Below are 14,404 nucleotides of genomic sequence, written 5' to 3'. Positions count from 1 at the left end.
GGCGAATGCCCCCACCTAACCTCCCCCGCTGGGCGGGGGAGGGACTGCCGCCGAACGTCGACAAAGCTCCGATCCCTCCCCCGCCCAGCGGGGGAGGTTAGGTGGGGGTCTAACGTCGCCAGAAACGCTACCTACACATTCACCCCCCGCATCCCCTCCGCCGTATAGCGGTCGCCCGCCGCCACTCCCGGCGGCAGTGCGTCACCCAGCGCCTTCACCTCCGCCTCACTCAGAGTCACCGCGGCGGCACCGACATTCTCCTCCAGATATTTGATCCGCTTGGTCCCCGGAATCGGCAGGATCTCCGGTCCCTGGGCCAGCAGCCACGCCAGCGCCACCTGTCCAGCTGTGCAGCCCTTCTGCGCCGCCAGCGCCTTCACCTGTTCGACCAGAGCTAGGTTGCGGTCGAAGTTGTCCCCGGCGAATCGTGGTGCGATTCGGCGGAAGTCGTTTTCGGCGAACTGGTCGGGGCTGCTGACGGCACCGGTCAGCATGCCGCGGCCGAGCGGCGCATAGGCGACCAGCGAGATCCCCAACTCCCGGCAGGCCGGCAGAACCGCATCCTCCATGTCGCGGGTCCATAGAGAGTATTCGCTCTGCACCGCGGCGATGGGGTGGACGGCATGTGCGCGGCGCAGGGTGGCGGCCGACACCTCCGACAGGCCGAGCGCGCGGACCTTGCCGGCCCTCACCAGATCGGCCATGGCGCCGACCGTCTCCTCCACCGGGATGTCCGGATTCAGGCGGTGGGCGTAATAGAGGTCGATGGTCTCCACCCCCAGCCGCTTCAGCGAGGCGTCGCAGGCCTGGGCCACATAGGCGGCGCTGGTGTCGATGCGGCGGGCGTATTCGCCGGGTTGGCGAACGATGCCGAACTTCGTGGCGATCACCACCCGGTCGCGATTGCCGGACAAGAAGCGGGCGAGAAGCGACTCGTTGTGGCCGCCGCCGTACATGTCGGCGGTGTCGTAATGGGTGACGCCGAGTTCCAACGCCCGCTCCAGCGTCGCCAGCGACTGGGCATCGTCGGTCGGTCCGTAGAACTCCGACATGCCCATGCAACCGAGGCCGATTTCGGAAACCGAGAGAATGCTGCCGATGTTGCGCTGTTTCATCGCTTTACCCCTCCCGTGCCGCGGCCGGGCGGATTACCCTGGGAGCCTGCGGCAGCAAATACACTACACGGTGCAGTGTACTTGGTGGCCGGTGAATGTCAATGTCTCGAGAGGGGAATGCTGTGCGCGGTTCGGCGAAGCGGGATGCGGTGGTGGAGGCGGCGACCCGCGCCTTCCTGACCCACGGGTACGAGGCGTCGTCGATGGACGCCATCGCCGCCGATGCCAATGTCTCCAAGCGCACCGTCTACAATCATTTCCCCGGCAAACGGGAGCTGTTCCAGGCCGTCGTCTCGGGCCTGTATGAAGGGTTCCACAGCGATGGCGACCAGACCCTTCGCCATGACCAGCCGCCGGAGCAGGCGCTTCCCGCCTTCCTCAGGTCGCTGCTGGTGCATATGGGCCGTCCGGTGGTGCGCGGGCTGCTGCGCCTCGTCATCGCCGAACATCAGCGCTTTCCGGAGCTGTCGCAGATTTATCTGGAAGGTGGGAAGGGGCAGGCCTATGCGCTGCTCGACGACTATATCGCCGCCCAGCATGCGCGCGGACGCCTGAACGCCCCCGACCCGCATGTGGCTGCGACCCAGTTGATGGGTGGCCTGAAGGAGGTGCTGTTCTGGCCGACCATGCTGGGCCTGCCGGTTACCGCAGATCCGGAGCGGGTGATCGCCGAGTCGGTCGCGGCGCTGGTGCGGGCATACGGCACGGCGCCGGTCAGCGGTCGCGAAGGTCCGACGGGTTGACGCCGACGGCCGCGCGGATGCGCCGGGCGAAATGGGACCGGTTGGTGTAGCCGCAGGCCTCCGCCGCCTCCTGCACGCTCAACCCTTCGCGTTCCAGAAGATCGCGGGCATGGGCGACGCGTTCCTCGACCAGGATGCTGCGGACCGAGCAGCCCTCCTCGGACAGACGGCGGCGCAGCGTGCCGGTGCTGAGGTTGAGCGCGTCGGCGACGCCATCCGCCGTCCAGGCGGCGTCGGGCCGGGTCCGCAGCAGCTGGCGCACCGCATCGGCGGTGCCGGTCGGCGCGACAGGGCCCAGCCACCAGACGCCGTCTTCCAGCAGAGCCAGAAGCACCTCCATGCAGCGATGCTCGGCCAGCTTGGGCGGCAGCGGCGGATCGGCGGTCAGTCCGGTGGCGGCATGGTGGATGGCGTCGGTCAGGGCCGGCGTGAGGGTGACATGCCAGTCGCCCGGCCGGGCGCGCGGAGAGAGCCCTTCGGTGCCATGGGCGCGCAGCAGGCGCCGCACCATCTCCGCCGGGAACTCCAGCACCAGGGCGCGGTAGCGGCCGGCGGTGCCGGGTTCGTTCACCACCGACCCGCTCCAGCCCGGCGGCAGCAGCATGGCCGTGCCGGCGGGGAAGCGGCGGGTCGTGCTGGCGGCGTCGGTCAGTTCCTTGACCCCCTCCAGCACGGCGATCAGGGCGGTGCGCTCGATCCGCACCTCCGCCAACCGTTCGCAGTCATGGGCGACGAAGGCCCACAGCTCCGGCCGGTGCGGACGGTCGCCCGCTCCGGGACGTTGGTCACGGGCGGCGAAGCGGGACAGGCGGGCGAGGAGGCTTGGACCCATGGGCACCATCCTATGGCGATGGCTGGCGGTCGATCAACGGCCGTAGCGAGCGGTCAGCGTCGCCTTCGCCAGTGTGGCGGCGTTCAGGTTGAAGCCGACCATGGCCCCCGACGCATCGGCCGGCAGGGGGAGACCGTCGACCTTCAGCGCATGGACGGTGACGATGTAGCGGTGCGGCGTGTCGCCCTGCGGCGGGCAGGGGCCGCCATAGCCGAAAGTGCCGAAGTCGGTGCGGCTTTGCACGGCGCCCATGGGTAGCATCGGCTTGGCCGGATCGCCGGCGCTGGCGGGCAGGTCGCGGGTGTCGGCCGGCAGGTTGAACAGAACCCAGTGCCACCAGCCGCTGCCGGTCGGGGCATCGGGGTCATAGATGGTGACGGCGAGGCTGCGGGTGCCGGCCGGCGGCTCGGTCCAGCTCAAGGCCGGCGACCGGTTGCCGCCGCTGCAGCCGAATCCCGCGAAGACGTTGCGTTCCGGAATCGGCGATGCTTCGGTGAAGTCCGGGCTGCGCAGCTCGAAGGCGGCTGCGGGAGCGGCGGCCAGCAGCAGGGCGGCCAGCATGGCCGGGCGGGCGAAACATGTGGGGGTCATCGGGGCGTCTCCGCTGGGTGGGATGCCCCCGACGATAAAGGGCCGCGGATCGCTCCGCGGCCCCGGACGGCTCAAAGATGGCCCCGAACTGCTCAGCCTTGCTTGAGCAGCTTCGCGGCGTCCACCGCGCCATAGGTCAGGATGGCGTCGCAGCCGGCGCGCTTGAAACCCATCAGGGTCTCCAGCAGGGCCTTGTCGTAGTTCAGCCAGCCATTGGTCGAGGCGGCGCGCAGCATCGCGTATTCGCCCGACACGTGATAGGCGAAGGTCGGAACCGCGAACTGGTCCTTCACCCGGCGGATGATGTCGAGATAGGGCAAGCCCGGCTTCACCATTACCATGTCCGCCCCTTCCTGCAGGTCGCAGGCGACCTCGCGCAGGGCCTCGTCGGTGTTGGCGGGGTTCATCTGGTAGGTGGTCTTGTCGCCCTTCAGGAAGCCGCCGGAGTTCACCGCGTCGCGGAACGGACCGTAGAAGGCTGAGGCATATTTCGCGGCATAGGAGCAGACGCGGGTGAGATGGTAGCCATCCTTGTCGAGCGCATCACGGATGGCGCCGATGCGGCCGTCCATCATGTCGGACGGGGCGACGATGTCGACGCCGGCCTCCGCCTGCGAAAGGGCTTGGCGGATCAGGACCTCGACGGTCTCGTCATTCTGGATATAGCCGTCGCGCAGGAGGCCGTCATGGCCGTGGCTGGTGTAGGGGTCGAGCGCCACGTCGCCCAGGATGCCGACCTCCGGCGCCGCCGCCTTGACCGCGCGTATGGCGCGGTTCATCAGGTTTTCCGGGTTATAGGCCTCCGCCGCGTCTTCCGACTTGCCATCCGAGCCGACGACGGGGAACAGGGCGATGCAGGGGATGCCGAGCGAGCCGGCGGACGCCACCGCTTCGCACAGCAGGTCGATGGTCAGGCGCTCCACGCGGGGCATGGAGGCGACGGGCTCCCGACGATTCTCGCCTTCGATCACGAAGACCGGCCAGATCAGGTCGTCGACGGTCAGCGTGTTCTCGGCGACCAGACGGCGGGTCCAGGCGTCGGCGCGGTTGCGGCGCAGACGGGTGCGCGGGAAGGCGGCGGGGAGGGAGATCGGCATCGGGAAGACCATGCACTTAGAACGAGTGCGGCGATCCTACGCCTTCCCGCATAGTGAACTCAAGCCATGGGGGCGCCCACGGTCCTTTGGGACGGGCCGGCAGCCTTGCACATGTCTCATGCCCTGTCCCGTTCGTGCCCCCTTGAAAGGCGGTCGGCCGTTTCCCAAGCGGCGGCGACCGGGTCGCCGGTCACGGGACGGAATCCGGTGTCCTGTGCTTCCAAGGTCCAGCGGTGTCCCTGCTTGCGATAGGTGGATACCAGCCCGCCGGTGAAGGCCGCGCCCTCCCACGACCGCACTTCGAAGGTGACGGTCGGGTGTTCGACGGTGATCAGGTTGTAGGCGTTGGTCTCGTTCCGCAGCCGGGTGGAGGTCGCGGTGGAGGCCTGGGCCACCAAGATCGAGCGGGCGATCTGGGTGTGGAAGCTCATGATGTCGCCGGAATAGGCCTTGTGCAGATGGCCGGCCAGCAGCAGGTCGACGCCGCAGCTCTCCAGCGCCGGCAGGGCCAGCTTGTGGCGTCCGACCAGCTGGGTCTTCGGCAAGTCCGGCGGCGGCAGGAAGGGATGGTGTGTGAACAGCACCTTGAACACGGTATCGGGCATGCCGCAGAACACCTCGCGCACGCGGGCGATCTGCCTCCTGTTCATCCGCCCTTCGGAAAAATCCATGATGACCGGACGGGCGGTGTTGATCCCCAGCACGGCAATCTCGTTGTCGATATGCAGCGGGCTGAAATCGCTGGTGATATAGCGCCGGTAATGGCCGAACGGATCGGTGAATCGCTTGAACACATTATAAACCGGGATGTCATGATTTCCCGGTACAGCCATGTAGGGAAAGGGTAGTTTCTGCAGGAAGGCTCGCGCTTCCTCGAAATGGCGTGCTTTCGCCCGCTGCACGAAATCGCCGGAGATGACGATCAGGTCGGGTGCCTGGGCCGTCAGATCGGCCAGCAGGCCGTCGACCACACGGGCGTCGATTCGCCCGAAATGCAGGTCGGAAATGTGAGCGAGCCGTTTCACGCCAGCTTCATCCTTTCTCTCAGCCGGGGGCCAGAACCTTCAGGGCTCCTGGGCGAATCCGGTAGTGAAGCGGCGCGTGCAGCTTCCGGATCTCGCCGTCGTTGACCATCTTCAGGCGATGGCGCCGGCTGTGGACCGTCAGGCTGGTGACCGCATAGGTGTCGAGCGCCTCGTCCTGCTTCCAGGATCCGGCGACCAGCCGTCCCATCAACCGAAGCATCGCGAAGGCGTTCCGTTCGCGGGCCACGTAGACCCCAAGTTTCCCGGCATCCAGCGACTGGCGCGTCAGGACCAGACCGAAGCCGTCATCGTAGACATTGTTGGAGACGACCAGGATGGGCGTGCGCATGCGCTTCGGACCTTCGCCCCAATCCAGGCGGACGTCCAGCAGCGGCAGCTTGTACAGCGTCTTCGCCAGGGCCAGCGCGGCACCCGGCCATTTCAGCAGGCGGTGCTGCTTGCGCTGGCGTTCGCGCTCCTGCACCACCTGGGGATAGAAGCCGAGAATGGAGCTGTTGGTGTAGGGCTCGCCATTCACCTCGGCGATGTCGATGACGCGAACCCGGCCGGCGGCCAGCGCCTCTGCCGCCGCTTCCAGCTCAAGCGGCATGTGAAGATCGCGTGCCAAGAGGTTGAGACTGCCTAGTGGAATCACCCCCAGCGTCTTGCCTGTGGGCAGCGCCAGCTTCACCGCGCTGTGCAGCGTGCCGTCGCCGCCGCCGATCACGACAATCTCGGCGTCCGACTCCAGCATACGCTGGATCGTCTCCGTGCATTGGGCGCCATCGACGGTGTGCAGGTCCACCTCGGCGCCACGCCGTTCGAAGGCGGCGCGGATCGCCTGCTTGGCCCCGTCCAAGGGGCGGTCGACCAGCGAGCCGGCCTGCTGGTTCAGGATGATACCGACCTTCATGGCTGACCGGCCGAATTGTGAAGCGGCATGGCGTCGAACCTTCTGTGGATCTGCGTCTCGGGGCTGTGCAGAACAGATGAGAGCGTGAGCGCAACGGTCCAAGGGGGGGTGAAGTTCCTTATTCGGTTGTGCGGCGGCGCTTGCGAACATCCGGCACCGTATGGCCGGTTTGACAGAGGCGCAGGCTCCCGTATCATCTGCGGCGGCCGCAAGCTTCGCCCGTTGTATCAGGGGATGCATCAGGGGGGGACGGAGCAGGTGGCCCGCCACCGCCCGATTTTTAACGATAATCGAGAAAATACAAGACGATGAGCGACGCTGCTGAGATTCTGTTCGAACGTCGGGGCGCCATCGGCCTCGTCACGCTCAACCGGCCGAAGGCCCTGAACGCCCTGACGCTGGGCATGATCAGGCTGTTCGATCCGCAGCTGCGGGCCTGGAATGCCGACCCGGAGGTCAAGGCCGTCGTGATCCGCGGCGCGGGCGAGAAGGCCTTCTGCGCCGGCGGCGACGTCGTCAGCCTGTACGAGGCCGGCAAGGCCGCGAAGGAGGGGCGCGGCGACACCGCGCCGGTCCGCGCCTTCTTCAGCGAGGAATATGTGCTGAACCGGCTGATAAAGCGGCTGTCCAAGCCCTATGTCGCGCTGATCGACGGCATCTCCATGGGCGGCGGCGTCGGCCTGTCGGTGCATGGCAGCCACCGCATCGTCACCGAACGCACCCTGTTCGCCATGCCGGAGACAGGCATCGGCCTCTATCCCGACGTCGGCGGCACCTATTTCCTGCCGCGGCTGCCGGGGCAGGTCGGCATCTGGCTGGGGTTGACCGGCGACCGGCTGAAGGCCGCCGACATGCTGGCGATCGGCGCCGCCGACGCCTTCGTGCCGAGCGGAAAGATCGACGCGCTGATCGATGATCTGGCGGCCGGCGTTCCGGCGGACGAGGCGGTGGCGACCCATCGCGGCGAGGCCGGAGAGGCGTCGGTGACGGCCATCCGCACGGCGGTCGACCGCTGCTACGGCTTCGACAGCGTCGAGGCGATCGTCAAGGCGCTGGAGGCCGAAGGGACCGAGTGGGCGGCCGGGCAGGTCGCCACGCTGCGCCGCGTTTCGCCGACCAGCCTGAAGGTGACGCTGGCGGCCCTGCGCCGCGGGGCGAAGCTGGATTTCGAAGCCTGCATGGTGCAGGAACTCCGCCTCAGCCTCGCCTGCCTTGCCGGGGACGATTTCTACGAAGGCATCCGGGCAGTCCTGGTCGACAAGGACAAGAATCCGAAATGGAAGCCGGCCGATCTGGTCGATGTCGGACCGTCCGACGTGGAGCGTCATTTCGCCGAACCCGCGGGCGGCGATCTGGTGTTCCGCGACTGACGCAATAGCTGTGGGAGGCGGCCCCGGCGCGGTCTTCGGGGCCACTCCGTTCCGGTTATGCCGGGGCCTCCACCCGGTCGAAAACATTCGGATGAGGGCACCCGGCGAAAGGGGCCTGTACAGACGGGTTGTGCCAGACTTTTTCCGGAATTATTAGGATGATTGCCGACGAATGATCGGTTAATCTCGCTTTAAGGTCCCGGTATCGTCCTTGCGCGGGGAACGGCCGGTTAGAGCCAAAGGAGACCGCGGTGCGCAAACCTTATTATGAGAGCATTCTGTTGATCGAGCGGCTTCACCGCCACTTTCTCGAAGTGCTCAAGACCGAACTCGACCGGCTTGGGATACAGGACATCAACAACGTCCAGAGCCTGATCCTCTACAATATCGGTGAAGACGAGATGACGGTCGGCGAACTGACCGCGCGCGGCTATTACCTGGGTTCCAACGTCTCCTACAACGTCAAGAAGATGGTCGAGAACGGCTATCTCGGACAGGAACGCTCTCCGCACGACCGCCGGTCCGTCCGCGTCCGCCTGTCGGAAAAGGGCCTGGACCTGCGCGAGAAGATCAGCGTCATGTTCGAACGTCATCTGGCCGCCCTTGAAAAGGCCGGTTTCAGCGACGAGGAACTGACCAAGGCGAACGAGACCCTGCGCAAGCTGGAACGCTTCTGGTCGGCCTCGCTCGACTACAGCGGCTTTCCGATGACGTCTGCGGCCTGAAAAAGGCCCGGTTTGCTACGGCCCCCGCGGTTCCGGCTCCCGCGGGTGGCATCCAGGCACGCTTCCCATCCCTTCGCACCCCTTTGTGTGGAATTGAGCGTTTCCCGCTGAAGACCGAGGGGACGGGGCAGGGAAGCAAAGCCGAACGAGCCGGCATCTTCGCAATCTTTCCGCAGTGTTCCACTTTTGTCGCTGAACCCTTCCGCGTCTTTTCGCGTTGACGGGATTCGGTTCCTGCGCGCCCGGACGATGTCCAGACAGCAGACCGCGTCGGGGGCATTTACTGGAACGGGCGGCGCATGTCCTACATCGTCCTCATGGTTGGGCTCGGTTTCCTGATCCTGTTGGTGGCTTGGCTGCCCATGGTGCTGAAGGAACTGCCGCTGTCGCTGCCGATCATCTGCGTGGCGCTGGGATTCGCGGTCTTCAGCCTTCTGCGGCTGGACAATCCGGAGCCGTTGGCCTTCCCGGAGGCGACGGAAAGGCTGACGGAACTGATCGTCATCATCTCGCTGATGGGCGCCGGGCTGAAGCTGGACCGTCGCATCGGCTGGCGGCGCTGGATCATCACATGGCGGCTGCTGGGCATCACCATGCCGCTGTCGATCCTGATGATCGCCTTGATCGGTTGGTATTGGCTGGATTTCCCGCTGGCGGCCTCGATCCTGCTGGGGGCGGCGCTGGCGCCCACCGATCCGGTTCTCGCCTCCGACATCCAGGTTGGCCCACCCCAATCGGGGGAGGAGGACGAGATCCGGTTCAGCCTGACGTCCGAAGCCGGACTGAACGACGGGCTGGCCTTTCCCTTCGTTCATCTCGCCATCGGCGTCGCCCTGCTGAACAACAACCCGCCCTGGGACATGCTGACGCATTGGGCGTTGCTGGACGTCGTTTGGCGCTTGGCCGCCGGGGTCGGCGTCGGCTGGCTGGTCGGGCGCTTCCTCGGCTATGTCACCTTCAGGGTGCCGAATCGGGCCAACCTGTCGCGGACCGGCGACGGTTTCGTATCGCTCGGCATCACTCTGATCGCCTATGGACTGACCGAGCTGGTCAGCGGCTATGGCTTTCTCGCCGTGTTCGTCGCCGCCGTGGCTCTGCGGGATGCCGAGCGGGACAGCGAGTATCACGAGCGGCTGCATGACTTCGTCGAGCAGACGGAGCGGCTGATGATGATGCTGATGCTGGTCCTGTTCGGCGGCACGCTCGCCCACGGGCTGATCGACGCGCTGTCCTGGAGCGCGGTCGGTGCGGCCGTGGTGATCCTGTTGCTGGTGCGACCGGTGGCGGGGGTGGCCGGGCTGGCCGGCGTGCCGATGCCGTTGGGGGAGAAGCTGGCCATCGGCTTTTTCGGCATCCGCGGCATGGGCAGCATCTATTACGTCGCCTACGCCCTGAACACCGCCGAGTTCGACGTGCCGAACGCATTGTGGGCGGTAACCGGGCTGATCGTGCTTCTCTCGATTCTCGTCCATGGCACGACGGTGACGCCGATCATGCGGCGGATCGACCGCCGCCGGCAGGGCATGGACCCGCCGCCGGCCGCCGCCATACACCCCCGAATGGAAAAAGCGGGTGTTTCGCCCGACCCTTGATGAAAATTGTTTGTGAAGCTGAATTTCCGCTTCGCTTACAACGCGATGCCCCTGCATAGTGGTTGGGAAGCGGCGGCGCGGACGGCCAGACGGTTCCGGTAAACCGGACGGATCGGCCGACGCGACCGCGCGGGGAGGCCGCCTGACGAACCCGTCCGGCAAGTCACCCGAAACCACGCGCAACGCAACGCTGAGGGGGAGGAATTCACGCATGATCGCACGTCTTTTGACCGGTGCCGCCCTGGCCGCCCTGACGATCGGTGTCCTGTCCACGGAACCGGCCAGTGCCCAGCAGGGCAAGCTGTCCGGCGACATGGTCAAAGTCGGTGTGCTGAACGACCGCTCCGGCCTCTATGCCGATCTCGGCGGCGAGGGATCGGCGATCGCCGCGCGCATGGCGGCTGAGGAGTTCGGCAACAAAATCCTGGGCAAACCGATCCAGATCATCACCGCCGACCACCAGAACAAGCCCGACATCGGTTCCAACCTCGCCCGCCAGTGGATCGACCAGGACGGCGTCGACGTGATCGTCGACGTGCCGAACTCCGGCGTCGCGCTGGCGGTTCAGGAGGTGACGAGGGAAAAGAAGACGATCTTCCTGATGGAAGGTCCGGCGACATCGCGCCTGACCGGCGATGCCTGTTCCCCCACCGGCTTTCACTGGCCCTATGACACCCGTGCGCTGGCCGTCGGCACCGGTCAGGCCATCGTGAAGGAGGGCGGCGACAGCTGGTTCTTCATCACCGCCGACTATGCCTTCGGCCACCAGCTGGAGGCGGACACCTCGGCCCAGGTGAAGAAGGCCGGCGGCAAGGTGGTGGGCTCGGTCAAGGCGCCGCTGAACACCGCCGACTTCTCCTCCTTCCTGCTGCAGGCACAGGCGTCTGGCGCCAAGATCGTCGGGCTCGCCAATGCCGGCGGCGACACCATCACCTCGATCAAGCAGGCGTCGGAATTCGGCCTGACGCAGAGCGGGCAGCAGAAGCTGGCCGGCCTGCTGATCTTCCTGTCCGACGTGCATGCGCTGGGGCTGCAGGTCGCCCAGGATCTGGTGCTGACCACCGGCTTCTACTGGGATCGCAACGACGAGACCCGTTCCTGGTCCAAGAAGTTCTTCGATCGCCACGGCAAGATGCCGACCATGGTGCAGGCCGGCAGCTATTCCGCCGTCCGCCATTACCTGAAGGCCATCGAGGCCGCCGGCACCGACGACGGGCCGACCGTCGCCGCCAAGATGAAGGAAATGCCGGTCAACGACATGTTCGCCCAGAACGGCACCATCCTGCCCAACGGGCGCATGGTCCACGACATGTATCTGGCGCGGGTGAAGAAGCCTTCGGAATCGAAGGGGCCGTGGGACTATTACGAAATCCTGCGCACCATCCCCGGCAAGGAGGCTTTCGCCACCTTCGAAGAGAGCGGCTGCAAGCTGCCCAAGTAAAAGCGTGACGTGAGCAAAAGCGTGACGTGACGGAATGGCACCCCCGCCGCCGCATCGGTCGTCAGGCCGGCGCAGCGGCGGAGGCGGCAGGGGAGAGCGACGCTCATGATGGGGACGATTTTCGGCATTCCGCCCCAGGCGCTGTTCGGACAGCTTCTGCTGGGCCTGATCAACGGGTCGTTTTACGCGCTGCTCAGCCTTGGGCTGGCGGTGATCTTCGGCATGCTGAACGTCATCAACTTCGCCCATGGCGCGCTGTACATGATGGGCGCCTTCGTGTCCTGGCTGCTGCTGACTCAACTCGGCATCGGCTATTGGTGGGCGTTGCTGCTGGCGCCGCTGATCGTCGGGCTGTTCGGAGTGGTGTTGGAAAAGACGCTGCTGTCGCGGCTGTACAAGCTGGACCATCTCTACGGCCTGCTGCTGACCTTCGGCCTCGCGCTGATCGTGGAAGGGGCCTTCCGTCACCAGTACGGCGTGTCGGGCCAGCCCTATCCCATCCCCGACGCGCTGAAGGGTGGCCAAAATCTGGGCTTCATGTTCCTGCCCAACTATCGCGGCTGGGTCGTGGTGGCGTCGCTGGTCGTCTGCCTCAGCACTTGGATCGCCATCGAAAAGACGAAGCTGGGGGCATACCTGCGCGCGGCGACGGAGAACCCGGTGCTGGTCCAGGCCTTCGGCATCAATGTGCCGCGCATGGTGACGCTGACATACGCCTTCGGCGTTGCGTTGGCCGGGCTGGCCGGCGTGTTGGCGGCACCTATCTACCAGGTATCGCCGCTGATGGGCTCAAACCTGATCATCGTGGTGTTCGCGGTGGTGGTCATCGGTGGCATGGGGTCGATCCTGGGGGCGGTGTTGACCGGCTATGGTCTGGGCCTGTTGGAAGGGCTGACCAAGGTGTTCTATCCGGAGGCCTCGAACATCGTGGTCTTCGTCATCATGGCGGTGGTGCTGATGATCAAGCCCGCCGGCCTGTTCGGACGGGAAAGGTAAGCGCATGAGCCTTCATTCGCAAAGCGGCGGCCGGGCGTCCGCCAAGGCTCCCCGCACCGCCGCACGGGTGTCCGTCCCCGACAGGGGCCTGACGCCGGCGAGGATCGGCGCACTGGTGGTTCTCGCCGGCCTGCTGGCGGCACCCTTCCTGCTCTACCCCGTCTTTTTGATGAAGGTGCTGTGCTTCGCGCTGTTCGCCTGCGCCTTCAACCTGCTGATCGGCTTCGGCGGCCTGCTCAGCTTCGGCCACGCAGCCTTCTTCGGCAGCGCGGCCTATGTCACCGCCCATGCGGTGAAGGTCTGGGGGCTGCCGCCCGAACTCGGCATCCTGCTGGGCACCGCGGCCTCGGCCTTTTTGGGGCTGGTGTTCGGCGGCATCGCCATCCGGCGCCAGGGCATCTATTTCGCCATGATCACGCTGGCACTGAGCCAGATGGTCTTCTTCCTGGCGCTGCAGCTGCCCTTCACCCATGGCGAGGACGGCATCCAGGGCGTGCCGCGCGGCGTCCTGTTCGGGATCTTCGACCTGAACAACCCAATGGCGATGTATTACACCGTGCTGGCCGTGTTCCTGATCGGCTTCGCCATCATCTGGCGGGCGGTCCATTCGCCTTTCGGACAGGTTCTGAAGGCGATCCGCGAGAATGAGCCGCGCGCGGTGTCGCTCGGCTACCGCACCGACCGCTACAAGTTGGTTGCCTTCGTGCTGTCGGCGACGCTGGCGGGCCTCGCCGGCGGGACCAAGGCCATCGTCTTCCAGCTCGCCAGTCTGACCGACGTGACGTGGCAGATGTCGGGCGAGGTGGTGCTGATGACACTGCTGGGCGGCATGGGCACGCTGTCCGGCCCGGTGATCGGTGCGGCGCTGGTGGTGACGCTGGAGAATTATCTGGCGGCGACCAGCCTTCCGGTGCCGGTGGTGATCGGCTGCATCTTCGTCGTCTGCGTCCTCGTCTTCCGCCGCGGCATTGCCGGCGAAATCCAGGCGAGACTTGGGAGCAAGCGCTGAGTCTGAAAAGATTATCGAACGAGGATCATAGGTGATGTAAGAACTGTTTCGAAAGAAAGACAGCACGGTTTCAAGATACCGCATACCTCGAAATAATGGGTGCGGGGTTATTATTTTGCGTCCTGGAACGTTCTGCTTGTCGGGTGTTATACGACTCAACGCGTGCGGCGGTGCAGCAAAATGACCGACGCGAGCTTTGGGAAGAAGCGTCCACCCGGACGAACGTATTCGAGGAGCATCCCGCATGGCCACGGACAAAGACACCACGACCACCACGCGTGACACCGCCAACCGTGCGAAGGGCACGGTGGAAGAGATGACCCGCGCTGGGGAAGCCACCACCCGCCGTGCTGCCGACGCCGCCCGGTCGATGGGCGAGGAGGCGGCCGAGACCGGTCGTCATGCCGCCGATGCCGGCGCGGAAGCCGGCCAGAAGGCGATCGGCGCCGGTGCCGACATGACCCGCCGCACCGCCGACACCGCCCGCACCGTCATGGGGACGGCCAGCGACGTCGCCGGCCGCACGTCGGAGCAGTTGCAGCGCGCTCTCGGGCTGTCCAAGGAAGCCCAGGGCGAGGTCGCCAGCCAGACGCGCGAGACCATGGACGTCATGGTCCAGTGCGGCAGCGTGCTGGCCGACGGCTGGCAGAACGCCTGGCGCGAATGGATGGGCCTTGCCCAGGAAGTCGCCAGCCGCAATGCCGAGGGCATGAACGCGCTGATGCGCAGCCGCACGGTCCCGGATTTCTACGCGACGCAGAGCCGGATGCTGAAGGACAACATGCAACTGGTGCTGAGCCGCAGCGTCAAGATTTCCGAGCTGTCGGCGAACACCGCCAGCACCGCGATCGGCAAGCTGAACGCCCGCCTCGAAGGTGCGGCCCAGCAGACGGAGCGCCGGTTCTAAGCATCCACCAATCCAGAAGGAACGGTCTCCATCCTGACCTGAACCCCG

General features: G+C 66.0%; 14 protein-coding genes. 8 read left to right on the top strand and 6 right to left on the bottom strand.

From position 1 onward, the window contains the following. Window positions 1-131 precede the first annotated feature (131 nt). On the bottom strand, window positions 132-1,115 hold the full coding sequence (locus ACWPKK_RS06320) for an aldo/keto reductase (RefSeq protein ID WP_452001924.1): 984 nt from the start codon (window positions 1,113-1,115) through the stop codon (window positions 132-134). Window positions 1,116-1,237: 122 nt separating this feature from the next. Here ACWPKK_RS06320 and ACWPKK_RS06315 point away from each other — a divergent pair, with 122 nt between their 5' ends. Next, entirely contained in the window at window positions 1,238-1,858 is a 621-nt protein-coding gene (locus ACWPKK_RS06315; RefSeq protein ID WP_247883705.1) for a TetR/AcrR family transcriptional regulator, read from the top strand. Here the strand turns inward: ACWPKK_RS06315 and ACWPKK_RS06310 are convergent. The 5 genes from ACWPKK_RS06310 to ACWPKK_RS06290 all read right to left on the bottom strand — a co-directional run bounded on the left by ACWPKK_RS06310 (window position 1,830) and on the right by ACWPKK_RS06290 (window position 6,316). Continuing rightward, window positions 1,830-2,690, bottom strand: a complete 861-nt coding sequence (locus ACWPKK_RS06310) for a helix-turn-helix domain-containing protein (protein WP_452001920.1) — start codon at window positions 2,688-2,690, stop codon at window positions 1,830-1,832. The two genes, ACWPKK_RS06315 and ACWPKK_RS06310, sit on opposite strands and share 29 nt — an antisense overlap. A gap of 33 nt (window positions 2,691-2,723) precedes the next feature. Then, window positions 2,724-3,281, bottom strand: a complete 558-nt coding sequence (locus ACWPKK_RS06305; RefSeq protein ID WP_452001917.1) for a YbhB/YbcL family Raf kinase inhibitor-like protein — start codon at window positions 3,279-3,281, stop codon at window positions 2,724-2,726. Window positions 3,282-3,373: 92 nt separating this feature from the next. After that, window positions 3,374-4,378: a porphobilinogen synthase gene (gene hemB / locus ACWPKK_RS06300; RefSeq protein ID WP_452001914.1), complete on the bottom strand. Its 1,005-nt coding sequence runs from the start codon at window positions 4,376-4,378 to the stop codon at window positions 3,374-3,376. A 116-nt stretch (window positions 4,379-4,494) separates the two neighbouring features. After that, window positions 4,495-5,403 carry a metallophosphoesterase family protein gene (locus ACWPKK_RS06295; RefSeq protein ID WP_452001911.1) on the bottom strand — a complete coding sequence of 303 codons (909 nt, stop codon included), beginning with the start codon at window positions 5,401-5,403 and terminating at the stop codon, window positions 4,495-4,497. A gap of 19 nt (window positions 5,404-5,422) precedes the next feature. Then, window positions 5,423-6,316 (bottom strand): diacylglycerol/lipid kinase family protein, encoded by an 894-nt coding sequence (locus ACWPKK_RS06290; protein ID WP_452001908.1) that lies wholly within the window; start codon window positions 6,314-6,316, stop codon window positions 5,423-5,425. A 308-nt stretch (window positions 6,317-6,624) separates the two neighbouring features. Between ACWPKK_RS06290 and ACWPKK_RS06285 the strand changes: the two genes are divergently transcribed. The 7 genes from ACWPKK_RS06285 (at window position 6,625) to ACWPKK_RS06255 (ending at window position 14,356) form a co-directional block, all read left to right on the top strand. Next, on the top strand, window positions 6,625-7,686 hold the full coding sequence (locus ACWPKK_RS06285) for an enoyl-CoA hydratase/isomerase family protein (protein WP_452001905.1): 1,062 nt from the start codon (window positions 6,625-6,627) through the stop codon (window positions 7,684-7,686). A 251-nt stretch (window positions 7,687-7,937) separates the two neighbouring features. After that, window positions 7,938-8,411, top strand: coding sequence for a MarR family winged helix-turn-helix transcriptional regulator (locus ACWPKK_RS06280; protein WP_012974024.1), 474 nt, complete (start codon window positions 7,938-7,940; stop codon window positions 8,409-8,411). A gap of 299 nt (window positions 8,412-8,710) precedes the next feature. After that, window positions 8,711-10,003 (top strand): cation:proton antiporter, encoded by a 1,293-nt coding sequence (locus ACWPKK_RS06275; protein WP_452001901.1) that lies wholly within the window; start codon window positions 8,711-8,713, stop codon window positions 10,001-10,003. A gap of 211 nt (window positions 10,004-10,214) precedes the next feature. Continuing rightward, window positions 10,215-11,444 (top strand): ABC transporter substrate-binding protein, encoded by a 1,230-nt coding sequence (locus ACWPKK_RS06270; protein WP_452001898.1) that lies wholly within the window; start codon window positions 10,215-10,217, stop codon window positions 11,442-11,444. A 108-nt stretch (window positions 11,445-11,552) separates the two neighbouring features. After that, the gene (locus ACWPKK_RS06265) at window positions 11,553-12,440 is read left to right on the top strand and encodes a branched-chain amino acid ABC transporter permease (RefSeq protein ID WP_194914446.1); all 888 of its coding nucleotides are present in this window, start codon (window positions 11,553-11,555) and stop codon (window positions 12,438-12,440) included. Window positions 12,441-12,444: 4 nt separating this feature from the next. Then, window positions 12,445-13,449, top strand: coding sequence for a branched-chain amino acid ABC transporter permease (locus ACWPKK_RS06260; protein ID WP_452001895.1), 1,005 nt, complete (start codon window positions 12,445-12,447; stop codon window positions 13,447-13,449). Between the two features lie 244 nt (window positions 13,450-13,693). Beyond that, window positions 13,694-14,356: a phasin family protein gene (locus tag ACWPKK_RS06255; RefSeq protein ID WP_452001892.1), complete on the top strand. Its 663-nt coding sequence runs from the start codon at window positions 13,694-13,696 to the stop codon at window positions 14,354-14,356. Window positions 14,357-14,404: the final 48 nt, after the last annotated feature.

The organism is Azospirillum largimobile, from assembly GCF_977007025.2.
This window is presented reverse-complemented; position numbering and strand designations above follow the sequence as displayed.